Annotated in this window: 16 protein-coding genes; 4 read left to right on the top strand and 12 right to left on the bottom strand. The window is 31.0% G+C overall.

Features of this window, described 5'->3' with window-relative positions; all coding sequences use genetic code 11:
- The first annotated feature begins 93 nt into the window (after positions 1 to 93).
- Together MLC35_RS05445 and MLC35_RS05440 are read left to right on the top strand one after the other, a co-directional pair.
- A complete protein-coding gene (locus MLC35_RS05445) occupies positions 94 to 486 on the top strand; it encodes a YidH family protein (protein ID WP_434638231.1) in 393 nt (130 codons plus the stop codon).
- Between the two features lie 145 nt (positions 487 to 631).
- Complete coding sequence (locus MLC35_RS05440; RefSeq protein WP_151900453.1) at positions 632 to 1018, top strand: class II SORL domain-containing protein; 387 nt, start codon at positions 632 to 634, stop codon at positions 1016 to 1018.
- Positions 1019 to 1047: 29 nt separating this feature from the next.
- Here MLC35_RS05440 and MLC35_RS05435 read toward each other — a convergent pair whose 3' ends face one another.
- Entirely contained in the window at positions 1048 to 1983 is a 936-nt protein-coding gene (locus tag MLC35_RS05435; RefSeq protein WP_418641331.1) for an HD-GYP domain-containing protein, read from the bottom strand.
- Positions 1984 to 1998: 15 nt separating this feature from the next.
- On the bottom strand, positions 1999 to 3561 hold the full coding sequence (locus tag MLC35_RS05430; protein ID WP_434638229.1) for an EAL domain-containing protein: 1563 nt from the start codon (positions 3559 to 3561) through the stop codon (positions 1999 to 2001).
- Positions 3562 to 3671: 110 nt separating this feature from the next.
- Here MLC35_RS05430 and MLC35_RS05425 point away from each other — a divergent pair, with 110 nt between their 5' ends.
- The gene (locus MLC35_RS05425; protein WP_434638298.1) at positions 3672 to 4334 is read left to right on the top strand and encodes a uracil-DNA glycosylase; all 663 of its coding nucleotides are present in this window, start codon (positions 3672 to 3674) and stop codon (positions 4332 to 4334) included.
- Complete coding sequence (locus MLC35_RS05420) at positions 4331 to 5602, top strand: hypothetical protein (RefSeq protein WP_434638227.1); 1272 nt, start codon at positions 4331 to 4333, stop codon at positions 5600 to 5602. Before MLC35_RS05425 ends, MLC35_RS05420 begins: the two co-directional genes overlap by 4 nt.
- Here MLC35_RS05420 and MLC35_RS05415 read toward each other — a convergent pair.
- The 10 genes from MLC35_RS05415 to brxC form a co-directional block, all read right to left on the bottom strand.
- Positions 5555 to 6709, bottom strand: coding sequence for an MFS transporter (locus MLC35_RS05415; RefSeq protein ID WP_151900457.1), 1155 nt, complete (start codon positions 6707 to 6709; stop codon positions 5555 to 5557). The two genes, MLC35_RS05420 and MLC35_RS05415, sit on opposite strands and share 48 nt — an antisense overlap.
- Before the next feature lie 8 nt (positions 6710 to 6717).
- Positions 6718 to 7116, bottom strand: a complete 399-nt coding sequence (locus tag MLC35_RS05410) for an acyl-CoA thioesterase (RefSeq protein ID WP_434638225.1) — start codon at positions 7114 to 7116, stop codon at positions 6718 to 6720.
- Positions 7117 to 7181: 65 nt separating this feature from the next.
- Entirely contained in the window at positions 7182 to 8432 is a 1251-nt protein-coding gene (locus MLC35_RS05405; RefSeq protein ID WP_434638223.1) for a tyrosine-type recombinase/integrase, read from the bottom strand.
- A 159-nt stretch (positions 8433 to 8591) separates the two neighbouring features.
- Entirely contained in the window at positions 8592 to 10643 is a 2052-nt protein-coding gene (gene brxL / locus MLC35_RS05400; RefSeq protein WP_434638221.1) for a protease Lon-related BREX system protein BrxL, read from the bottom strand.
- A complete protein-coding gene (locus tag MLC35_RS05395; RefSeq protein WP_434638219.1) occupies positions 10640 to 12862 on the bottom strand; it encodes a hypothetical protein in 2223 nt (740 codons plus the stop codon). The genes brxL and MLC35_RS05395 overlap by 4 nt, the downstream gene beginning before the upstream one ends.
- Entirely contained in the window at positions 12859 to 14679 is a 1821-nt protein-coding gene (locus MLC35_RS05390; protein ID WP_434638217.1) for an ATP-binding protein, read from the bottom strand. Before MLC35_RS05390 ends, MLC35_RS05395 begins: the two co-directional genes overlap by 4 nt.
- Positions 14680 to 14699: 20 nt before the next feature.
- A complete protein-coding gene (locus tag MLC35_RS05385; RefSeq protein ID WP_434638215.1) occupies positions 14700 to 15707 on the bottom strand; it encodes a hypothetical protein in 1008 nt (335 codons plus the stop codon).
- Between the two features lie 3 nt (positions 15708 to 15710).
- The gene (locus tag MLC35_RS05380; protein ID WP_434638213.1) at positions 15711 to 17420 is read right to left on the bottom strand and encodes a deoxycytidylate deaminase; all 1710 of its coding nucleotides are present in this window, start codon (positions 17418 to 17420) and stop codon (positions 15711 to 15713) included.
- A 9-nt stretch (positions 17421 to 17429) separates the two neighbouring features.
- Entirely contained in the window at positions 17430 to 21119 is a 3690-nt protein-coding gene (gene pglX / locus MLC35_RS05375) for a BREX-1 system adenine-specific DNA-methyltransferase PglX (protein WP_434638211.1), read from the bottom strand.
- A 15-nt stretch (positions 21120 to 21134) separates the two neighbouring features.
- Positions 21135 to 24740, bottom strand: coding sequence for a BREX system P-loop protein BrxC (brxC, locus tag MLC35_RS05370; protein WP_434638209.1), 3606 nt, complete (start codon positions 24738 to 24740; stop codon positions 21135 to 21137).
- Positions 24741 to 24744: the final 4 nt, after the last annotated feature.

The following is a 24744-nucleotide window of genomic DNA, read 5'->3' as shown; positions in this document are numbered from 1 at the left end:
TATTAATTAACGCGATTTTATCTCTTTATTGGTTAAAAACTCTTAAAATGGTTCACATATGTCTTAAATAAATTTCAGTTAGGAAATACAAGTATGCAAGAAAAAAAATTTTCTATCGACCCGAAAGACTTAATGGCAGTAGAAAGAGCGACTACCGCACTTATCGGAACCTCTATCTCCCTTATTATTCTCGGTTTTATTATTGAAAAATTTGAACTGTTTCTGCATATTATATCTGTCGAGCTAACAGGAAAAAAACATGATACCATACCGCAGTTGACACATATTGCCTTTTACAATTATCTGGGTATATTTATCACGATATGCGGCATGCTTCTGGCTGGATACACCTATAAATACTACCTCACATGGATCACACATCTGGAAAAAGGAGAAATAGATACCGACAAAAACATCTATTTTTATCTTTCATTGACAGTTTCACTTGTCGGTTTTGTACTTTTACTCAGTATGATCTTTATTTAAAATAAAATCCGAGTTAAAAAGAGTGTTAAAAAAAACAAATAATCTTAGTATAAACTTAGACAAGATAAATATGCTCTGATTTATGATAATGCTAAAGATTTTATAGATACAATAACGTTAAATAAATTAACACAAGGAATTTAATATGCCAAAGATTAACAAATACGTTGACATTGACACAGTAGAAAGAGAAGCAAAGAAAGATTTAATTGACCGTCACTCACCATTCATTACCGTACCTGGTGTTGCTAAAAAAGGCGAAATGCTTGCAGTAAACGTAAAAATGGGTAACGAATATACTCACCCGGATGATTTCGATCACTACATCGAGTCTATCACTCTTTATGACGGTGACACTAAATTGGCAACGGCTACTTTTGTTCCTGGAACTTTAGGAAATGAAAAATCTCATGCTGAAGTAACTTTCAACATCAGACCGATGAAGAAAAAACTTACTCTTGTAGCACATGGTTACTGTACTAAGCACGGCATCTGGGAAAGTACGCCTGAAATCGTAGAAGTTACAGAATAACTTAACTTCTTCAGATAGAATTTTTAATTCTATCTGAGCATTTCTATCATTTTATTTAAAATCTTCACATCCAGCTGTTTACTCATTTTCGTTTTCATCAACAACAATGCTTCAAAGACTCCCATTGCTTCTTTATAGGATCTTCTGCTCGTTAACGCATCAAAAACATCACATACAGCTATAATTCTTGCTATATAAGGAATATTTTCTCCATTGAGTCCTGCAGGATACCCTGAACCGTCCATTCTTTCCTGATGATACTTGATACCCATGAGAATATCTTTGTTTTTTATTCCCAGTTTTAATCCGATGGCATAGCCAAACATCGGGTACTTTTTCATTTCAGTAAATTCTATTTCTGTCAAGCGTCCTTTTTTTTCAACAATTTCAGGATTGATTTTACTTTTTCCGATATCGTGCAAGAGTGCCGCTTCTCCCAATGCCTCAAGCATTTCTTTGGAAAATTTCAAGTAAGTGCCAAGATTTAATGCGTAAATGCAGACATTAATAGAGTGTGTCATTATTGTATACTGATGTTCAGCTATATTTATAATAGAGTCAATAGAAAAATTCTTATCTGCAACAGTTTCCACAAGCTCATATATCACATGTTTGGATGTTTTATAAGTCTCGAGATCTTCCGGATTTGAAAACAGAGTATGAAGGATAACAGTCGCTTTATGATATATTTTAGCTGCTTTTTCTTCAAAGTTTATGTATTTTTTTTGAGCATGTGCAACTCTTTGGTTGTAATATCTGAGATAATATGCCCGCTCTTTTTCATTGATATAAACAGCGTTGATATCTTTAAGCTTTTCTACATCCTCTGCAGTCACCAAAGTGCCTGCATGTTTAAAATAGTGCATCTTTTTTTCTTTCTCTGAAGGAATAAAAAGATTAAACTCAAATACTGCATTTTCTTTTATGATATCTTTGTCTATTGAAATATATTTAGTTGACTTCAAACATACTGCCTGTTATTATAAATTTAATTTCACAGATGGTTCATCTATATAAAATCCTTGTGAATAGTCTATACCCAATTCACACACTCTGTCCATAACAACACTTGAATGCACATATTCTGCTATTGTTTTTATTCCCAGTTTTTTAGCAAACTGAACAATTGTATCGACAACAATTTTTGAAGCCTCATCCACATCAATATTTTCTATAAGTGAACCGTCGATTTTTATATAATCTGCATCAATTTTTGTTATATATGAAAAATTGGAGTAGCCGCTTCCAAAATCATCTATCGCTATTTTCGCGCCATACCTGACAACTTCACTGACAAACCTGTCTACCCTTTTAAAATCCTGCACGGCTTCTGATTCCAAAAGCTCAAATGTTACCCTTGAAGCTGCGTGAGAGTTTTTCAGTTTATTCAGGATAAAATTAAATATTTCGCTGCTCATGATGTCTTCTATGGAAAGGTTAATACTGAATTCAAACTCATTCTTTTCAAAAACAGCAAAGGATTTGTTGATTATTTTTTTTGTCACTTCATTATAAATTTTAATATTTTTAGCAATAGGAATAAACAACAAAGGAGAAAGAATCTTTCCGTTCATATCTACGAGTCTTGCCAGGCACTCGTATTTTGTAATTTCTTTCGTTTTGTTGTCACGAATCGCCTGAAAATATGGAATGATTTTGTCATTTTGCACCGCTTCGCGAACAATTGAAGAGAGTTGTAAATTACGCCGATATTCATCTTCAAAATGCATTTTGTCTTCATAAATCCAAAAGGGAACACCCTTTTTCTTTGCATACATCAAGGCCATGGAAACTTTGGAAAAAATATTATTGTTTATTCTGTCTGATGACGATGCCAAAGTAAAATCAACAAAAATTTGTGTTTCCTGATAAGTGACTTTTATGTTTTTTATCTTTTCGTAAAGTTCACTCAGGTAACTCTTTAAATGATAAAAACCAAGATTTTCATCCAGTGAAATGGCAAATTCTGCACCTGAAAGACGATAAACCTGATTTGGCGAAAGGACTTTTTTTAAGTATTTTCCGACATATTCCAAAACATAATCGCCAACTACAAATCCGTAAAAATTATTGATTGTCTGAAAATTATCAATTTTCAAGAGAATCAAACCGCACTGCTCACAGTTTTCCAGGTCTTTGCGAAGTTGATACAAGTTTGGAAGATTAGTCAGGTGGTCTGTAAAATAACGTTTAAAAAGTTCTCTCCTGTACTCTTGAATACTCAAATTTTTGCTTGAATGGTCTTTATAAAGCTCTTTGAGCACTTCATCACTTATATGCTCTGTATCATCCGTATCTATCGTAAAAACTACAACAGAAGTTTTTTGCTTGTCATCATGCTTTAAAAGTACTATTTTTGCATCCGGTACTGTCTTGTTGATCTCTCGTACTAGAGTTTGAACCAATACAGTATTGTGTATATATGAGAGGATATGAATCAATACTTTATGTTTCGCCAAAAGCCCAATTTCATATATTACATCTGGAACTTCAGCGGATGAACTTAATGTAAAATTTTCAACTTCAAAAGTATCACTATTCATACTGTCTTTGCCTTTATACCTGTGTTTCATATGTATAATAACATATTTTTAATCCATAAAGTAGAATTTAACCGCAGTTTGACTATACTCTTGTCATATTTTCAGAAATGGTGGCAGTATTGAAATCCTATCAAAATCTTGTTTTACTTCAAAACCTGTACCGCTTAAAAGCTATCGGTTTTGAGTATATAGAACACTTTAATATAAATGATAAAACAAACTATGAAACGCCAACAACATTAGCGGCTCTGTCTCAAAATATATCCTCATGTCATCTGTGTGATTTGAGCAAATCAAGAACGCAAAGCATGAGCGGATACGGAAACCGGAATGCAAGCTTGTTTATAATAGATTTCAGTGTTTCACAGGCACAGGACCGTGCAAATGCATACTATACAGGCCGATCCGGAGAAACATTAAAAAATATGATAGAAAAAGTTGTACATCTCAATATAGAAGATGTTTTTATAACACATGCTGTCAAATGCAAACCCCTGCAATCAAACAAGCCTTCTGCCTCCGAATTCAATTCCTGTAAAAATTATCTGTTTTCTCAGCTGGATTTTATAAAGCCAAAGGTCATTGTAACACTTGGAGAAGATGCCTATACTCACCTGACAGGTGATGTGAATTTTGAAAATGTAAGAGGGCATGTTATAGACTACAAAGAGTATAAACTCATCCCTGTTTATCATCCCCAGTATCTTTTGAGAAACCCCGAGTTGAAAAAAATCACATTAAATGATCTAAAAACCATAAAGAGTTGCCTATGAAAAAACTACTATTTCTGCTTGCGCCCTGTATCATTTTTGCACAAAGTTTTATGATATCCAATATTCCTATTCCAAAGATATACATTCAGGACCTTGACCCTTATACATGTAACGACAAATGTATGAAAGAGCTTTTACAAAACGGGCAGATATTCTCTTTTCTCTCCCATGCAAACAAGAAACTGACAGACAAAGAGTTGGATGAGGCACGCATTATTAACATTGCCGTACTCAATCTTGGCGCATCAAACGCCGGCATGAAATTAAAAATAGCCCTGCTCCTGCCTTACAAGAAAATAGGAAAATACGCATCCACCACCACAAATGCGGCTTTTGCCTATCTGATGACAAAAAGTAACTCTTTTATGCTCAAAAGCTACAAAATTTCGACAGAAAACAGATCAGATTTGCAAGAAGCTCTGACGCAAATAGAATCAGATGGATTTGAGTATGTCATAGCACCGCTTACAGCACAGGGAGTAAACAACATTATTGAGATTGATCCAAATGTAAATATATATTTTCCTACTATGAATAAAAAAGATGTTCATACTGTCTCTTCTTCTCTTCTTTTTGGAGGTATTGACTACAAACAGCAAAGCAAAATGCTACTTCATGAAGCAGTTTCACCTCTGGTTATTTTTTCTGACAAGTCACAGACAGGCAGAAAGTTGGCATTTTATCAAGAAGACGAGTTTTTGCACCCTTGCGCTGATATAAACGATACTATGTATTATAATGATGAAATCAGTGTTTATAACGAAGATGTCAATCTTTCAGAAGAAAAAAAAGTATTTACCTATTTTATTTCACGAAGAACAACCAATCTTGAAAGATATTTAAAAGAAAATAAAGACATTGTCAATGCTTCATTTTTTGTCAATACCCCAATCATTAAAACAGGAATGATATTATCACAACTGACACTTTACGATGTAAATGCTACAAACATCCTCTCAACACAGATCAATTATGACCCATTGCTGCTCTCCATGACGCAGTACAATGACAGAAAAAACATGATTGTAGCAAATTCTATAACCAAAGATAATAATATTTTGATTGAGACAAATTCACTGTTGGGAAATGACATTGTGTATGACTGGATTAACTACACTACAACTGTCGGAATAGATTACTTTTATGCACAAATCACCGGTGAAGAAAGAGAATACAATATCAACCTTCTGGACAATCAAATGATGTATGATATAGAACTTTTACGCCCTGGAATATCGAGATTTTTCAAATATATTCCAGACGAGTAGTGTCAAGAACATTACTCCCATGCCTCCTTCACTTACTATCACTGCATTTTCAAAACCGTAATTTTTCCAAATATACCCTATAACAATTGCTCCCAAAGCACTAAAAACAGCAATGCCGCCATAAAAAATACCGTAAACAAATCCTTTGGAATTTGCATATTCAGAAATGTATGCACGGGTAGCATTTAAACTAAAAACAGTAAATAGACCCAAAAAAGCAAATGCCAGCCATAGATTTATATTTAACATAGATATAGAGACAATACCAAAAACAAAAGAAAGCAACAACACCCTGATAACACCTATCTTGTCACTTAAAACTCCGCCATAATAACTCATAAGAGTCTGTACAGCCGTCAGCATCATTACAAGAAGCGGAATAGTTGCCAAAGAAAAACCCTCATTTCTCGCCTTTAAAATAAAAAACTGGTCACTCATGATAAAAAACAAAAATCCGAAATAGATAAACAGGACCGGAAGTAACTTATAATCCTCCTTGTTAATAACCTGCTTATCTTTTTTTATCTTTTTTGGTGCATCTTTTACAAGAAAGACTACTATGGCAACCGCAATCAACCCTGGTATGATCGTCAGTTCAAAAATGAATCTTATTGATTTTTCATCTTGCGCAATAAACATAAAAATGACAAAAATTAAAAATGCTCCACTCAATTCTCCGGCAATATCGAGCATTTTATGAAAACCAAAAGTTCTGCCATGCGCATTGTTTTTAACATAACTGCTGATAAGCGAGTCTTTTGAAGCACTTCGTATGGCTTTACCCATTCTCTCTACCCCCTGCAATAATGCGACACTTATAAAACTGTGTGAAAAACCCAACAATGGTTTAGAAACAGTCGATAAAAGATACCCTGCAACAAGAAACGGTTTCACTATTTGATATTTATCACTTAAATATCCAAAAAGAATTCGAAAAGCATAGGATATAAATGTTGCAATAGCGATAATAATTCCAAGCTTATCAACCCCTTCATTCAAAACATAGACGACAAAAACAGGTAAAAGAGTAGTAACCATGTTTGAGGACATATCTGTAAAAAAACTGACCCAGCCTATATATACTACATTTTTATCTATACTTTTCATATAATTTCCTAAAATAAAGAGAGAATGAGTTCTTTGCTTTCATTATCTAATTTCTGTACTTTCCCATCAAAATCAATATATACCAAAAGAATTTCCAATTCAAATATTTTTTCATTTTCTTTATAAATTTCCTGAATCAGTGTAAAGGAAGCTGCTTTCATTGTAACTAGTTTTGTATATATCTCAAGCATATCACCAAGTTTAGCACTTTTATAAAAATCTGCGGTAACTTTACGGGCCACAAAATGCCCGTTTTCCAAAACTGGGGTCATACCTTTGGAAAAAAAAGTCTCACTCCGTGCCCGTTCGCAAAAATTTATTTTATTTTCTTTTAATATTTGTACACCTTTATAAAAGTACCAATAAAAAGGGTTTAATTGAACTTTTGTAAAATTTATACTGTTCATTATAAAATTATAGCAAAATGTTCTGTATAAATTTACTAAAAAGCTATTAAAAAAATAAAAAGTGTTCATTTTAATAAAAACTCTGTAGAAGTAGTTTTTTGTTCCAATAAGCCTTTTTCAAAAAACTGTAGATCAAATAATCTATCATATGCTTTTTGTATATGAGGCTTTTCCATAGCTTTAGCAGATACCCTTGGGAGTATCTTTTTAAAGCGATACATTGAAGCAGTTTTACAATATTTTTTTGTTGTAGAAATTTGACTATGTCCTAATTGATCCCTTAACATATCATGGATGTCTTTATAAAAAGATTCTGTCGTAGGTCTTATTCCTTCCTTTTCAGCCCAAATCAAAACAGTCCATGTAGCAAAAGTGTGTCTTAGCATATGTGGAACTACATCAACACCTATGTCATTTGATGCTTGCTTAAATGCATTCCATACATCAAAATCTCTTACAGGAGAACCAGTATGTTTTAAAAACATCTCATCTGGTCGTTTACCATGTTTTTTTTGAAATAACTCCGCTCTTTGTTGTCTTAGAAAACCGATATTTTCATGCAAATATGCCCAAGTATCTATAGGAAAAATACAAGTTTTTTTCTTTTTTGTATCTTTTTCTCCTTTTGGGATATACCTAAAGTCTAAATCAAAATAAGGATCTAGTTCTGGATAAGGCAAAAATGAGATTTTTTTTAGCTGTAATGCTCCATTAATACGAAGACCTGTTGTGATCATAACTATAGCAATAGCTTCATACATAGGATCTATCTCTCTTAAAGCTTGACGAAGTTTTTGCCAAGTCATATGAGACACTATAGGAAAAACACGACTTTTATCTACGGCTGGAAGCCAAAACTCAGTTCTTTTGATCCTGCGATCACGTCTTGTATATGAAAGCATGTCATCATCATTATTTACAAAACCTTGAGTTTCAATGAATTTAATATGGACGTTATGATCATACCCATGATCTCTGCACCAAAGATAAAATTCACTCCATAGATGGGTACGAATATTTATTATTACTCGACTTAATCCATCCTCTCCTCTATCCATTTGATCTCTAATAGTTCTTATGTCATGAGCTGAAATATTATTCCATTCTTTTCCATTATTTAAAATTACATCATATAGATACTTCATATGATATGCATATTGACGCTGAGAACCTGTAGAAAGTTTTCGACCTCCTCTACCTCCTGTGTCTTTTTTCCAAAGTAAAAATCTATTAGGTGCTTCTAATAATTTTCCATCTTGAGCTAAGGCGTAAAATGAACCATAATCATGATATTTACACTCAACAATTTCAATCATTTAAATACCGTGTCTATTAGTCTTTTTGCTTTGACTTATTATAGGGACTATATTTTGAGTAACCGTTTTCATAACGATATTTTCCAATTGCTAAAAGTACAACAACAAGTGTTAAGGGAGTTAAAACTAGAGTTAAAATATCCATCCTGCCCTCCTATTCTAATCAACCAAAATACTTTTTTGCATTAGCATCTGATTGTTTTGATAAAAAGGGACATCAGTGTCTCCAAGTACACTAGCTGGTAAGTTTGCTAGTTCACTGAGGTTGTCCATAGGAACGATTACTGATTTTGCCCCATTTTCTGACAACATGGTAACTTTATCAGCAAAATTTGTAGCTCTTTCTATTGCCCCGCCAATTGATATGTTTCCAATAATAGTTAAACCAGATTTTAAATTCTTTTTATAGATTGAGGATACTATTGCCATGTAAACCGCACTTCCAATACCTGTACCTACACTCGCTCCAAGTAAATTACTTATTTGAACAGTTAAATCAAAGTTTTTAAGGGAGTGTTGTTCGTTTAAAATACTCTTTTCATTAGCCTTGATATACTGAAATGTGTTTTTTATATTTTCTTTGACAGCATTATTACTAACACCAGTGATATTTAATTTTCCACTTCCTGAAGTAGTGACAACTTCAATTTTCACAAGAGCCAAACTATTGCCATCACTAGTAGCTGTATAGCATACTCCTGGACTTAATGGAGAATTCTCTATTAAATGAGAGCCTTTTTCTTCAGGAAGTCCAACAAAAGATTCTTCTTGAGTCTCTTTATCAATATATGAAAAGTTAGTATCCCAAAATTCCATTCCACCGATTCTTTTAAGCTGCTCTTTTACTCTTCGTCTCATTTCAATAGCAAGAATTAAATATTCACGCACGTTTTCTTTAGTGTAGTTACCATCAGGATGCATAAGTTTTATAAACCCAGAAACAGTCTTTTTCACAGGCTTTGTATCTCTTTGCTTTAAATGACTACCTAAAGAAAAATATTCTTCTAGTGCATCAGTAAATGTTACTCTTCGAAATGATTTAAGTGCCTCAGAAAAATAGTCTGTACTAAAACCAAAGTGAGTCGTAAAGTGATTAGGAGCAAACTTTATCATCTCCCATCCTGGAAGATAAAAATGTATTCGGTCTAAAAAAGCAGTATCATTATTTACTTCATCTGAAAGTGGACTAAACAGATGTGAAGTTTGTAAAACAGTCTCCACTGGCTGATTTATATTTCCATTTAAAATTATAGATGCTACACCTGTGATTTCCCCACCTGCACCAGCACGAGAAAATGAGCCTGACTCCATATAGTCTTTCATAAGTGGAATCGCATCTTTTTCTTTGAATATCTTATCAGTTGCTTCATCAAAACATATTGCGTCCCATTGCCCAACTGCTCCAACTTTGCCTGTGCTACCATGAACAAAAAGTTTTGCTATTGTTCCTTGACCACCTGAAATCAGTACAGCATAAGGTGTAAGTTCTTTAAAAACAAATGATTTACCTGTTGACCTAGGTCCAAGTTCAATAAAATTAAAATTTGCCTCAACCATAGGTAGTAATCTTGAGAGTAAAAGCATTTTAACTCTTTTAGTCATACCTTCTGCCTCTGGTTCATAACCACAACTTCTAAGAAGTATATTTAGCCACTCTTCATTGGTGAACTCTTTTCTTTTATCAATAATTTTACTATTATCAAAAGATGATAGTTGTATGGGTTTTATCTCTTGTATTACAAACGGAAAGATATTTTGTCCAATTTTTATATTTGGATCATAATCAACATCAATTATTGCCCATATACCACCCATCATCATCTTATCATGATGATTAACAAGTGCATCACTTATGTTTGCATTTTTGATATTACTATTTTGAAGACTAGCCCAATATTTATCTTTTTTAGGATCTAGTGAAACAGAAATCTTATCTATAATTTTATAGCTTCCATTTTCCCTAATTTTTGAATGGATTAAAGAACTTTCTTCAGGATTTACATAATGTTCTGATAAAACCTTTTTAACATTTGCAAGCCCTTGGGCAATTTTTTGTTCATCATCAGTTGAACATGAATTAGCTATTAAGTACTCAAGTACAAATACAGGGACATTAGCACCAACTTTCACTTGTCTAACTAAGTCTTTTTTTACAACATAGCCTCGAAAGTTATCTAATAATTTATTATCTAGTTCTGTTAATTCCATCATAATAACCCACCTAAGTCTCTATCATTTTTCTTTGTAATGGTTGTCTTATCCAACAACTCTTTTGTTGCTGCATCAAGTACCTGTAAATCAATCTTATTATAACCATCGAATTCGAATTCTTTTTTTATAGTATCACTATTTTTTAAAGTAATAATTTCACTCTTTGATATCTGTTTTCCTTGATTAAACTGTATTATTACTATTTTTCTCTCATTGGAGAGAGTATCATTTGATATGCTTTTCGCTTCTAACTTTATAGCATAAAAATTTCCAGTAACTTGTGAGAGTTCATTCTTGTTAGCTATTTTAACTTTCAAATTATTCATATCTACCTGATCGTTACTCCAACATAGATAAGGTGTAATAAGTTCTTGTGGAGCTAACCCTCCATGACTAAATCCATAAGCACCTATAGTTTTAAAAGGGTTCATTGATTTAGAAAAATAAATATAATTATATTCATTATAAACTTGTTCTTTTTCTATGAGATTATTTATATTATTTTGTTTCTGAACTGTTCTAATATACCTCTCTGCTTTCTTTATATTTCCAATAAAGTCAACTTCAATTTTATCATGCTCTTTTATATGCCCTGTTAAAACAAATCCATGGTCTGTTATAAGATAAACTTTCTTATATCCATTATTTAGCAAAAATTCTATTCTTTCAGCGAAGTATTTCTCAGAATCTGGAAAGTATTTCAATGCTTTGTTATTCATTTTATCGCCAAGTTCATCTATGTCTTTATATTGACAGACTAAGTAGTCAAACTGAGTATCTTCATCTACTTTATCAAGGTATACAAAACCAATATTTTTATTGCTTAACTCATTTGCTAAAAACTTCTCTCTATCGCTTAGAGCTTTAAAAATCTCTCCACTAGATACATATATTTGACTCATATTGTTTTCAGTAATTGAAGGAGTATCAACCAATATATAATTATTTTCTTGTGTATATTTTTTTGAGACCAATGATGATATATTTTGAGAAATCTCATAAGTCACACCATCACCAACGATGATAGCTGTTTTTTCATCATTGGATTCTATAATATCTTTTAATTTCCCCGTTTGATTTTGTCTATATTCTGGTAAAAATGTAAACCATTTATCTAAAAACAGACTCATCAAGTTTTTGTAATACTCTTGATAACTAGTAAGTACAGATTCATTGTCTATAAACTCTGAATATAAAGCTCTAATAGATTGGTCAATTTTATAAAGCTTTGATATATAAAAATCAATACACTCATCAACAGAAGAAATACTACTTATTTGCTGTTGATCAAACTCTAATAGTATTTTTATATCTTTCCAAAAAGTAATTCCTCGTTTTTTAGCTTCTTTATTTTGAGCTCTCTGATTTATTTTTGCCAAATAATTAATAATTTTTGTACTGTTATTTATGTTTTCACCTATCTCTTTTAGCCATTTTATATCTATATCATTAAAAGGGTGTGAAGGACTTACATGCCATATATCTAATGAATCATCAACTTTGTATTTTTTTAAATATTCATCAAAGCTACTCCCATATTCTTTAGAATCAAGCCATTGTGTGTAAACTGATTTAGATAAATTATCCAGCTTGTTTGTAAGAAGTCTATCTAAAATATGGTTTACAACTTCACTGGCTAAAGTAATAGCTGGTTTATCAACATATTGTTGTTTTAGATATTCATTGACTTTTTTATAAAATTCTACTTTTGTATCTGAATCATATCGTTTTATAAATGTATTTGGAGAATGAACGAAAGGTAATAACTCTTTTTCTAAGTCAAATATTCCACCAGTTCCAGCTATCAAACTTCTCCAATATATTTCATCTTTTCCTATACTATTTTTTGCAGCACTCAAAAGCTCTTGATCGTTGAAGTTTATATTTTCTTTTAAATTTTCAAATATTTTTTGTTTAATGTAATTCTGAATACTTTTTATCTCAATACTACCATCTATTTCACAGTATTCTCGTATGAATTTTAAATTATCTCTTGGTATATGAGTGTATATAATAACTTTCTGATTTGAGTTGGCTTCTTTCTCTATATGATATTTTACTTTTAATTCTTCAATCTCATCATTTGCTACATACTCTTTTATATGAGTATCTAAACTATCGATAAGAAACTGAGCTTTTCTTGATTCATCTATCAATACTATAATATTTTTATCTTTTAAAACTTTTTCTATATCTTTTTTAAACCACTTATCAATCATTGATTTACCTTTGTTGTATATGCTTGATTTATATGATGTAACTCTTCATATTTTAATTCTAACAATTCATCTTTGACCATTTTTGAAAGATAATGATTTCTCAATGATGAAACATCTCGATTTAGTAATGTTGCAACTTCCATAGCAGTTAAATATCTATTTGTGCAAACTTCTAATATTGCCTTTATTACAGTATTTCTAGGCGATTTTTTACTATCTCTTACTGTTTTTACTATATCCAAATGTTGTAAGTTCCCATCCAAATGTTGTAAGTTCCCATCTAAATGTTGTAAGTTCCCATCCAAATGTTGTGTGCTAAATTCATTATTTAGATGATATTTCATCCCTCGTCCTACACCATCTGAGATAAGTAAACTTTTTTCAACTAGTTTTTTTAATATTTTGGTTGCATCTGCGGGGTGAATAGCAGCAATAGTTGAAAGTCTAGCATTGCTAACTTCATCTTCAACAAAAGCAAGTATTAGTGCTAATCTTGAGTCTTTATCTAAATCAGTATAGTACTCTTTATACATTTTACTAAGTGCATTTTGTATATCTTCTGGAAACAGACTTATCGTTGGCATATAAAGTGTAGTGGTTTCATAAAGTCTATCTTCTTCTATATTTGGATATTGCCAATGTTGTTCCATCCAAGCTCTGAGTATCTTTGGGTATCCAGATCCTGCTTGCTCACCCATACCAATATATTGAAACATTTTTTGTAGAACTTTATTTCTACAATCACTTTTGCCACCTTTAAATAGATCTTCTTTGGAAATTCTCAAAAGTCCAGGGTTTCTAAAACTAAAACCTTTTGGATGTTTAACTATCAATATACCAAGTCTTCCTTGATAGTTTGCATGAATAAGAGTATTTACAAGTGCTTCACGAACTGCTTCATGTGTATGTGTTTCATCTACTCGTTGAAAAGAGTCTTTGAGCTTAAATGGTATCTTTAAATCAGCAGTTAATTTTCTATAAACCTTTTGAGTAAATTCAAAAAGATTTCCTGACCAATTTCCATCTGTAGTAACTCTATCTATCCATCTATCTTCAGGGTTTTCAGTTTGCTCTTGATAATCTACAAGATAATTTGGCACTCCATCTAAAATAGATCTTAATTTTCCAAACATTAAAAGACCTGCAAGTGTTAATCCTTCTTCTTTTGTTACTCTATCTTTGGCATATCCACCAAGTTGAATTAAAAAGTCTTTGTCTTCAAGTGTTGCCCATGGATGACTTCCTTTAGCACTTTTATATAGATTTCTATAAGCACTTAAACTATCAGTATCTATATCATCCATACTGTATCCATTTAATATAACTGTATCATTTGAATCATTTACAGCATCTGCTAACATATGACGAACTATCTCATCTTTTGCTTTTATATCTGAGTCATGGTATCTTAGATAGGTTCCTGTTAGAGGGTTTGAGCCTATAAATATCGGCTTTAATTTTCTTGAAGCTGGTGTTATGCTTATAAGCAATAAAGTTTTTTCTTCACAAACAAGTACTTTTACATCTGTAGGAGAGAGTATGTTGTAACTTATTTTTTGTCTATTATTGACTATAGTCCAAAACTCTTTTTGTACTTTTTCAATATTTTTAATACCAAGAAACTCTAAACTACCATCTTTTAACTCTTTAGCTCCTAGTAAAACAAGTCCACCCTCACTATTTGCCATAGCAGAGTAACTCTCCCATATATCTTTTGGAACTTCACCTTTGCCATTTTGACCTTGAGCAGATTTTACTTCAAATTGATAGTTTTCTCTTAGATCGAGTAGCTCTTGGCAGGTTATATTATTTATCATTGTTTTTCAGCCTTATACACCTATTTATCTGCTATTTTCTCTATACTGCTTTTTACAATTTCAACAACATTAGTTTGCTGCGAACTTGATTGATCATTGTCTATATATCCACTTTGAGAAATAGAAAATATAGATTTTGTTGTTTCCATTAAAACAGCATCTCTAATATTGTTATCATTAGATGCTTTTACAAAAGCTTGAAATGTCAATAATGCATTTGCTCTATGTCTATTAATAGTAACTTGGTGCATCATTGCTCTATACATTTTTCCAGACCAAAGAGTAGCAGTAAAAAATACAGTTATCAAAATTAATTTAGTAGATAGTACTTGGACTATTTGTGCTGTACTCGAATCCTTTGGAATCTCTAAAATCCAATAAGATAATAAAGTGATTAAAAAAGTTGCCACTGCTAATCCAATAGTGGTTTTCAACCATGTATTCGCATTAGTTTCTAAGTCATCTGCTTCTTTTTTAAAGTTTGATGAGAAATGAGATACTCCTACACTTGCAGAGGCTTCTTTTGCTGCTTGAACGACACCCTCTATCTCTACTTTTTTTGCTTCAACATCTTCTTTTGTTTGCTCTAAAACTGTTGAAGCTTTTTTTACTGAATCATTTAATGATTCAATATTTTTTTGTACATCACCTTTTTGATAAGCCAAATATGGAATCCAAAGATGTGTTGAAATATAAAATGAATCTATTTGAGATTTTATCGATTGAACATAACTATCTCTAGTACCCTTTGCATTGGCCTGTTCAATATCAAATTTTTTAATTGCATCAATAGTTTTCTTTGGTGCATCCAATCCAGATACTATTTTTGATATTTCTGTATCAGGTAAAAGGTTTAATGGTAGAATTTTAAGATGATTTAACATCTCAAAAAGTTTTTTTAAATCCTCTTCAATATCTTCAAAATTGAACTTTCCCCAATCAGGAGAATTTATTAATGAAACTACTGGAACTTCAGTGGTTTCATTAATCAGTTTTAATAGTTTATCTACATTTTGTTGTGTTGCCATTACTTATTCCTTTTCAGCATTTATACTCAATGCATTAAGTTCATCTTTATAAGACAAAATTGGATCATACAACTTATGATATGCTGTACCAATTGCACCTTTAAAAAGTACGACTTTAGGTGGGTATAAACCAGTGTTTAATATTTGTGATTGAGCAATACCAGGATATAAATCAATATAAACAACTTTTTTTATTCCTAATTGATATGCTTTTTTAGAACATAATTCACATGGAGAAGCTGTACTGTATAAAGTACCATTCTTAATACCTTCTCCTCCATATTTAGCTATCTGTAGAAAGGCATTTTCTTCAGCATGTAAAGATCTTGTATGCACTTGATTCTTATCACATTTACAATCTTGTTCTCCATTACTTTCTTTATTCGCATATTTATTATGTATCTCACTAAAACAAAATGAAACATTTCTACCCTTAAGATTATCTACATTTATATGTTTTTGAAAATCAACTAAAGAAGTTGTAAATTTTTCTGACTTTTCATACTCGCTATAAGATGAAGATTTCGTTCCTTGAAGAAGTTCATCTGTACTTCTAAGTAAACAGGGGGTTTGACCTTCTGCAACACTATTCCAACCAATGCCCTTTAAAGAACCGTTTTCATTTGTAATACAAGCACCTACTTGCCTAGATAAACATGCAGAGTTTAATTTTGCAGTGTGTGCTATTTGCATCATTTTTTCATCAAGTGATGGAGTGATAAGTCCTGGATGTTGAATTAGTGAAATGAACTTAATAACTTGTCCATAAAACTCATGACCAATAGCTTCGCCATATAAACCATTATTAGAAATATATATGTCACTTTTTTGTATACATACTGGAATATTTTGTGATACAAAACTGGTTTCTTTATCGACTGTATCTTTAGAGGTCTCTTTTTTATGCATTTTTTCAATATCTTTAGGATTCATGTTTGATTTCCTAGATAATCTATCTTCAATATGTTTTTGTTCAGCATGAATACCCATTAAATAAAATGCAGAATACCTTTCTTTAAAAAACATTACCTCAAAAGGATTTCTAAATGCATCTATAACTATGTATGTAGGATTTTCATCATCTTTATTTTTCGAATGTATTATTTTAATAAATTGATTTATTCTTGTAGATATTGTATAGATATTTTTTGCATCTGGATTATTTTCATCTACAGCACTGCCAAATTGCCTTATATTGTCACCAAATATTTGATACGCTTTTGCATAGTTATCATAATCTTCATCTATCCCTAAAGCCTCTTTAATTTGCTGTGATACGTCTGGTAATGTTGTAGTAACATAATGAAAATTATCTGTATTTTTTCTAAATTCAAAATTTAAAGATTGTAATTTATCAGATAATTTTTGATATTCTTCTTCAAATGTTAAATCGAATTGTTTTAAACCCTTATTAGATAAAAAAGCCTGTACAGTCTGAAAGTCATTTTCCAACAAAAAAGATGTGATGACATCTGAAGCAATAATTTTAATAAATGGTTTCCAATTTTTGTTATAAAATTTTTGTACTATATATCTTTTGCGATCATCATCTGTAGATTTATCGGTGATACATATATCAGGTAGGTTATGTTCAGAAATATCCTTTGATAAAAAGTCAGCTGTTGTAGTACAACCAGCACCTATTTTACCAGTAAGTCCTATTAGGATAAAATCTTGTCTGTGTTTATATATTTGATTTATTGCTTCTACCATTTTTCTCTCCTACCAATCCGCATTAAGATATTTTTTTAGTTGTCCAGCATTTAGAACATCGTAGCTTAGCATTTTTCTTTTTTGAAGTGGTGCTATGTTTTTACCTACTCCGTCATCTAGTTTTGGGTCATATCCACTTTGTAGCAAGTCATCTATTTTTGCTTTGAACTCATTTATCTCTATTAGCTGTTTAGAGATGATATCTTTTTCATTTTGAGCTTTGGGGCTATTGTCATTTTGGATATCTATTTTTCTATTTTCTAGTGCTCTTTCTCTATGTTCTATATAAACTGATCTAAGTCTTAGTAGATTGTCTCTACCCCATTTATAGATGATAATAAAGCTTTCAAAACCTTTATTTGGTCCACTACTAATATGCCAAATAAATGGTGTTTTTGGCAAATACTGAAAAAGGTTTAGATGCTCTGTTAAATCTTCAAAAAAGTAGTTGTTTATGTATTCATTTATTTCTCTTCCTAAAAGCGAGTCAAATGAACTAAATTGAGCTTGAGAAAAACTTTTTTCTATAAACTTTTCATGTACTCTTTCATAAAGTATTTTCTCTCCTGCATTTGGAACGAGTGGCACTATACCATCATCATCTTCTAGTAATATTTCTTTTAACATGTCAGCTAAAAATTCCATAGCAATATCATTCATTCTTTGTTTTGGTAACACTCTTGAGTTTTTAAACCAATACCAAACATTGATAGGGTTGACTTTGTTTTTAATACAAAATTCTTCTAAGTCGTTATTGCTTTGATAAAGTGATTTAAATTTAGAGATTATGTCACTTTTAAAACTTTCTTCAAAAAAGATGGTTGGAAGGTTTTGGATGTACTCTTTTATGCTGTCAAATGGAAATTCTACCACCTCATTTGCCAAATAAGCCTCTTTTGCTTCACTTTCAACGGGTAGAGAGCCGATACTTTGTCCCTCTTTTTCAAGCACCATCTTAATATCATTTTCATTTAACTCATAAACTTTAAATATCTCTTCGTTTATAATAGCTTCATTGATAAGTATTTGAGTTAGTAGATGGTTTTCATAGTTCAAATATTCTAAAACTCTCTGTTTTAGATCATTTGAACTACTAAAATAAAATGCTGGTTTCTCAAAGTTTGTCTCAAGTATAGAAAAAGTACATATACGCTTTTTAATCTCTATATTAGATATTGTAATTTTTGAAATTTTACCTTCTTGTCCTTTAGCAGGCGTTACAAAAGGAACTCTCTTTATATCTCCAACTTGAGTATTGACAGTTGGATTAAAACAATATGATATATATGTGCATAACTTTGAATTTAAAAAAGATAAAGAATAAATATTATTTGTATAATCATAAGGAAATATACATGAACCACCTACATCAAATAGATAATTTTTTGGAAAGTATCTAAAAGATGTTCCTTTAGAACCTGATGAACCAGAATAAGTAATTCCCTCTTTAAAATAATATTCTTTACTCGGCAAATGATTACCATGATGTAATAAATAATCATAACCTTTTTCATCAAAATCAACTACCAACCATAAGTTACCATACCATTTGTTATAATCTCCACCCTTTGAGTAGTAGATCCATTTTTTATTATCATTTGTCACTAGAGAAATATCTTTTTTATTTATTTCCCAATGAAATCTCAAACAACGATTATTATTTCCGGTTGCAATACCTTGGCGTACCTTTAACGTTTCATCAATAGTTTTATGTTTAAATTTTTCCCTAAACTCATCACTAATCCAATAAATAAATGGGTACGATTTTATAACTTTAAAAATATTTTGATTAGTTGTAAAAATATTTTTATTCTCATTACTTAAAAAATAATCATTTATTAGATTATTAAAGTTTGTTATTTCATTTTTTTTAGCATTATTATTTAAAAATTTTAAAAATATATTACCTTCATCTTTAAATATATTTTTTTCTAAAATATAAAATGAGGGATATATTAATCCAATTCCAAAAACTCCTCCTGTTTCAGGATAGTGAACAAATATATTAATATTAGTTTTTTCTAGAATAAACTTTCTAACATCTTCAAAAGTTTTTATATACATAAATGTATCAGGGTGAATCATAGCAATCTTACCATTCTCATCAGTCAATTCATAACATCTTTTTATAAAAGTAGCATAGAGATTTGTATGGAATTTATATGGTTTTTTGTAATTAGCTTCTATAAACTCTTTTAAGTCTTTCCCAAAGTCACTACTATCTGTATATGGTGGATTTGCAGTTGCAACATCATACTTTTGACTAACAAGCTTTAAAAAGACCATAGCATCTGCTGTTTTATTTGCTAAAAAGCTACTGCCTACACTTGAAGCATATTTTTCAACTGCATTTTCAAGATTTTTAAAAAAGTTTTGTTCAAACATATAGTAGTCTTGTATATTAGCAGTATTGAAAAGGTCTTGTCCTTCTCTTTGAACTCTCTCATATATAGCTTCCACTTTTGTTTGTATCTTTTCGCCTATTTTTATAAGACTTCCAAACTTATATGCATACTTTAAATCATCCCATATATCTTTTACAAGATTTTGTTGCTCACTACTTAATTCTGAACTCTCAAATATCTCCTGCACATCTTCATACTCTGGTAAGTAAAAATCTGATGAGATTACATTAAAATGAAGATCACTTATAGTTCTTCTTTTTCTTTTTGCTTTTATATAAAGTCCAAGTTGAGCTAGCTGTATAGCTCTGTCATCTAAATCTATTCCGTAAAGATTATTTTCGATTATAAGCTTTGGAATATCCTTTTCTTCATAATCAGCTCCAAAGTTATCTATCTGGTCCATATACAGTTCGTAAAAAAGATCATAAGCATAAAGTAAAAAGTTCCCACTACCACTTGCAGGGTCTATAAGCTTTACTTCATGAAGTGGTTTTATATCTCTGCATTTTTGTGATGGTGCATTCGCTATTTTATATCGGTTTTTAATATTTGAGTTTGGATACATCTCTAAGTAGAGTTTTCCAAGTGAGTTGTTTACAAGAAATTCAACTACCCATTTTGGTGTATATACTTGCGATTGTAAAGATACCTTATCATATTCTGTTTTTGCTTTACTATCTTTAAAAGCTTGTTTTTTAGCATTGTTATAACTTTCATACAACCAACCTAAAATGTCATCATTTTTCCAGATGTCATCTTCTATCTGAGTATCTTTTTCTACACTGTTAAAGGCATCTATGATTTCATTTAGCTCTATTACATAAGGAAGTAATGAGTAAGGATGTTCTTTGCTGTAAAGCAGTAGTTCATTTGCTAGGTTATTAAAAGCATATTTGATGTATTCTCTTATGCCATCAAGCTCTTCACTTCTGTTTTGAGGATTTTCTTCAAGCCATACTTTATGACCAAATGATCTGTCTCCGTGAATACTCTCTTTTGTTATTACAGGAGGAAATAAATTGTGTGATTCCATCACTTTTATAGCAGCAATTCTATTAAACAATGTAAAAGTATACTCTTCAAGAGCTTTTTCTCGCCCATCTTCAAAACTTCCAGTTTCACCAGTATGACTTCTTATAATCTCTTCAAGTTTAACTCTTTTGTTATGAAGTCGTGAAGGAAGCTTTTCAATCTCTATGATTTTTTTAGCTCCAATGCCGAGTCTTCCAAACTGCTTGTCAAAAGCTTTGTATATCAGCTCTCTTATACTATCTACATGATCTGCTAATTTCATACTATTTCCTATTTTTTAATATCCGATTTCTATTTCGTCATTTTCATCTTTTGCTGCTATCTCTTGGAGTTTTGAAGCTAAAAATCTTCTATATGCTTTCACACTCATTACTTTATTTGGAAAATTAAAAGATACCTTTGTCATCTCTTTTCTAGCTGGCTCACCTGGTTCTGGTACTTTTGGAGCCTCTTTAACAAAACTTGATTTTATCACTGCTAGTTCAGTTTCTTTAGAAGGAAATAAATCAATGTAGTTTAATATATCGGATAGCGTATATCCACTGTTTTGACATTTAGTGTGATACTCTAACCGTATATCATTTACTACTCTTTGTTGTGCATACGATTTGAGTGCATTGAGTTTTGAACTGTTGATACTGTTTAACTCTGCTGGATAACTACTTAACTCAACCATAGCAGTTTCTACTTCTTTTAAAAGATTTGAATATGATGATGACATAATTTCAAAGCTTGATTTCATCATGTTGTAGTATTCATCTTTGGTATTGAGTGCAAGTTGTTGAAGTTGTGCAAAATTTTTAACCATATTTTCATTAAATAGTACATCAAACTCGTTTATATACTCTTCAATCTTTAAATTTTGTCTCGAAGCTTTTTTAAGCTCAGCATTTACATCATGGAAAAACCTTCTAAAACCTTTAACAGTGTCTAGATTGTTTTTAATAAATTTTTGTGCTTTTAGTATTTTAGATATTGCATCGCTAAACTGCTCTTTTGAAGCTAAAAATTGTTCGATTTTATCTAAGTAATTCGACTCCATAGTTTTAGAAGTGTAAGGTTGCAGTGTTGATTTAAATGCAGCAATCTCGCTAAATAGAGTGTCAAAATTCTCTACTGTATTTTGCATACCTGAAATTTCACCGATAAACTGATCTGCCAAAATTTTCACAGCATCTGCCAAGTCAAAATCATTTGTATTCCAGTCAATAGATTTTCCAGTATGAGTTTTGAAATCCAAGTCTAGTAATGTCTGAACCAAAAGATTTTTATCAGATGAAGAGAGTGACTTGTTAAGTATTTTAAATGAAGCAGATTTAAACTTTGTTGTATTTGTAAATACATCATGTACTGCTTTTTCATTGTATGAAAAGAAGTCTTGACCGTTAAATTTAACTATAAGTCTTCCTGCTCTAAAAAGTGCTGCCAGTGTAGTTACTATAGTTCCAAAAGTATAACCCCAAGGTGCAAGTGAAAATTCCATCTCCAAAGATTTACCATCTATAAATCTTGTTAGTTTTGAGCCTATCTCTTCAACTACTTTAAGACTATCCCCTACAAAGTTTCCATTCTTATCAAAAAATGCAAAATCATCACTTGATAAATATCTACTTAATTTATCATTTGCATTTTCATTTAATAATTTAGGTGCTATTGAATCAGAAAGTGAAGAGTTTAATCTTTTTGTATAAATATTCTTGATTAATTTTCTTTGCACTTGATTAACAGAACCTTTAAAGCTGTCTGCATTTAAAAAAGTTTCATCATACATGTAAAGTACTGAACCATTAACATATGCTTCGCTAAGCTTAGATATAAGTGATTTTTCAGCTTCTTCTTTTATGGTTGAAAACTCTCTTATAATGGCTTTTATAGTATTGTCATTCTCTGTAGCATACTTCTCTTCCATATGAGAGTATTTTTTAATATCGCCTATAAGCTTATCTATATCATGAAACTTATCTGTTTGGGGTATGAGTGTAATCTTATTTTTATCATACTGTGTTTCAAGCTTTAACTCCTCCACAAAATCTTCTCTTGAACCATCTATGTTGAAAAGACTGTATACACAAAAGCCAAGTTGTTTGTTGGCTGATGAATTAATTTCATCATCTTGATCAGTAATGATATTAAACTTATACGGTTGTGCGTCATCATTGATAGTAGAAACCTGGTTAAATAAACCTGTTTTTTTAAGGTAATTTACCATATCTCTTTTTTTAATAAACAGTTCCACATCAAAATCATTCATCTCTTCAAGAAGCTTACTCTCTTCATCAGATGTAATTTTGTAGTTATTGTTTGTAAGTAGCAGTTGCTTTTGTTCTACTAGTGCCTCAAGAGCTTTTTCCACTTCTGATTTATACTCATAGTATGTTTGTAAGTCAGAAATATACCCTTTTGTGATGTTTTCAACATTAGCAAATGCAAGTTCTGATTCACTTAAAAAATGGATAGTTTTTAATAACTCAATACCATCTATTTTTGAACCTAAATTTTGTAGTATTTGTTTAGCATGTTCATATTTTACACCCAAAGATGATGGAGGTTGCGTTTGAGCTTGTGTGCATATTTGATGTATAGTTGTAAAATCAAATAAAGCTTTATCTTTTAGTTGTTTTCTTAGTACATCAAAAGTAGTTATTATCATCCCTCTTGCTGCTATTTGAGTTGCTGCTAAGGCATTTGAACTAAATAAAAACTTTTGTAGCAAATTGAACTGATATTTATGAAATGGGTAGTAAGTTGCAAATTCGTGTGCATCAGCTGTTTTTGTAGGAAAGGATGATTTTAGATTTGTTGCATCTGAAATAAGTCCATCATTTTTTTTATGATACTCCACTAGTTTAGTATAGTATTCATCTTTTTTCTTCAAAAGTCTTGATTTTATAATCACATCAACTTCTGTTGCTTCTAGGTGTAGTTTAGTTTTGAATCTATCAGTTACTTTGATAAGATTGCTTTTGCTTACATTTGAGTTGTTGATAACATCATCAAGTTTCTCTTGAGCGATTGCTATTGTCCAGACTCTTGAACCCAAACTTGAGTTTGAAAATGACTCACTTATACCTTCAAGATCAAGTAGGGTAAATTTCTTTTGGCTGATTGCCTCACTTGCTTCATCAAATATAAATACCAAAGTTTCATCTTTAACTTTTGAGAGGTACTTTTCAAGTTCTTCTTTTAATTTCACAGCATCAAAATTATCTATTGCATCACTGTATATTTTTTTTGTGTCATTATAGTCATCTTCACTATAATCTAGAGCTAGATATATTTGTCTCATGGCACGAGCTACTTCACGGTTACTAACTTTTAATTCATTCCAAGATTTAGAAAAAAGCTCAAGGGATTTCTTTTCTAAAAACTCATATTTGCCATCTATAAAGAGTTCGTATTCCATATATCCATAAAGATCACTTCTAAATCCTAAGTTTTTTAGGAAGTTTGAAAAAAGTGTATAAGCTAAACCATTGTCAGTATTCTGTTTCGCAACATCAAGAAAGACAACTCTTGAATTAATTGAATCAATACTTCTGATATAGTTTTCTAAAAAACTTTCATCTTTTACACCTTTTATTCTGGGCATAAATCTATCTATTGCACTTGTACCATTTATAGTAGGATTATCTATGATGTAACCTAACATCTTTCCAAAGTAAGATTTACCAGAACCATAAAAGCCAGATATCCATACACCTGTTTCTTTTATGTTTGAAGTATATTGATTACAAAAGTTTGATAAATGTCTTGCAAGACCTTCAGTTACAATATAGCTTTCAATCTCTTGCTGTATCTCATTTTCTGATCTATCTTCTAAATCTATTACATTTTTGATATCTTCGTTTAAATCAAGTGTTAGTATTTCTGATATTTTTGACATATGG

It is taken from the genome of Sulfurimonas sp. NW7 (genome assembly GCF_051132265.1).
Taxonomy (GTDB): Bacteria; Campylobacterota; Campylobacteria; order Campylobacterales; family Sulfurimonadaceae; genus Sulfurimonas; species Sulfurimonas hydrogeniphila.
This window is presented reverse-complemented; position numbering and strand designations above follow the sequence as displayed.

Excerpts from the sequence above, each read along its gene's own strand:
- MLC35_RS05445 (WP_434638231.1), top strand. The coding sequence starts at position 94 with ATGCAAGAAAAAAAATTTTCTATCGACCCGAAAGACTTAATGGCAGTA.
- MLC35_RS05440 (WP_151900453.1), top strand. The coding sequence starts at position 632 with ATGCCAAAGATTAACAAATACGTTGACATTGACACAGTAGAAAGAGAA.
- MLC35_RS05430 (WP_434638229.1), bottom strand. The coding sequence starts at position 3,561 with ATGAATAGTGATACTTTTGAAGTTGAAAATTTTACATTAAGTTCATCC.
- MLC35_RS05420 (WP_434638227.1), top strand. The coding sequence starts at position 4,331 with ATGAAAAAACTACTATTTCTGCTTGCGCCCTGTATCATTTTTGCACAA.
- MLC35_RS05415 (WP_151900457.1), bottom strand. The coding sequence starts at position 6,709 with ATGAAAAGTATAGATAAAAATGTAGTATATATAGGCTGGGTCAGTTTT.
- MLC35_RS05410 (WP_434638225.1), bottom strand. The coding sequence starts at position 7,116 with ATGAACAGTATAAATTTTACAAAAGTTCAATTAAACCCTTTTTATTGG.
- MLC35_RS05405 (WP_434638223.1), bottom strand. The coding sequence starts at position 8,432 with ATGATTGAAATTGTTGAGTGTAAATATCATGATTATGGTTCATTTTAC.
- brxL (WP_434638221.1), bottom strand. The coding sequence starts at position 10,643 with ATGATGGAATTAACAGAACTAGATAATAAATTATTAGATAACTTTCGA.
- MLC35_RS05395 (WP_434638219.1), bottom strand. The coding sequence starts at position 12,862 with ATGATTGATAAGTGGTTTAAAAAAGATATAGAAAAAGTTTTAAAAGAT.
- MLC35_RS05390 (WP_434638217.1), bottom strand. The coding sequence starts at position 14,679 with ATGATAAATAATATAACCTGCCAAGAGCTACTCGATCTAAGAGAAAAC.
- MLC35_RS05385 (WP_434638215.1), bottom strand. The coding sequence starts at position 15,707 with ATGGCAACACAACAAAATGTAGATAAACTATTAAAACTGATTAATGAA.
- MLC35_RS05380 (WP_434638213.1), bottom strand. The coding sequence starts at position 17,420 with ATGGTAGAAGCAATAAATCAAATATATAAACACAGACAAGATTTTATC.
- pglX (WP_434638211.1), bottom strand. The coding sequence starts at position 21,119 with ATGAAATTAGCAGATCATGTAGATAGTATAAGAGAGCTGATATACAAA.
- brxC (WP_434638209.1), bottom strand. The coding sequence starts at position 24,740 with ATGTCAAAAATATCAGAAATACTAACACTTGATTTAAACGAAGATATC.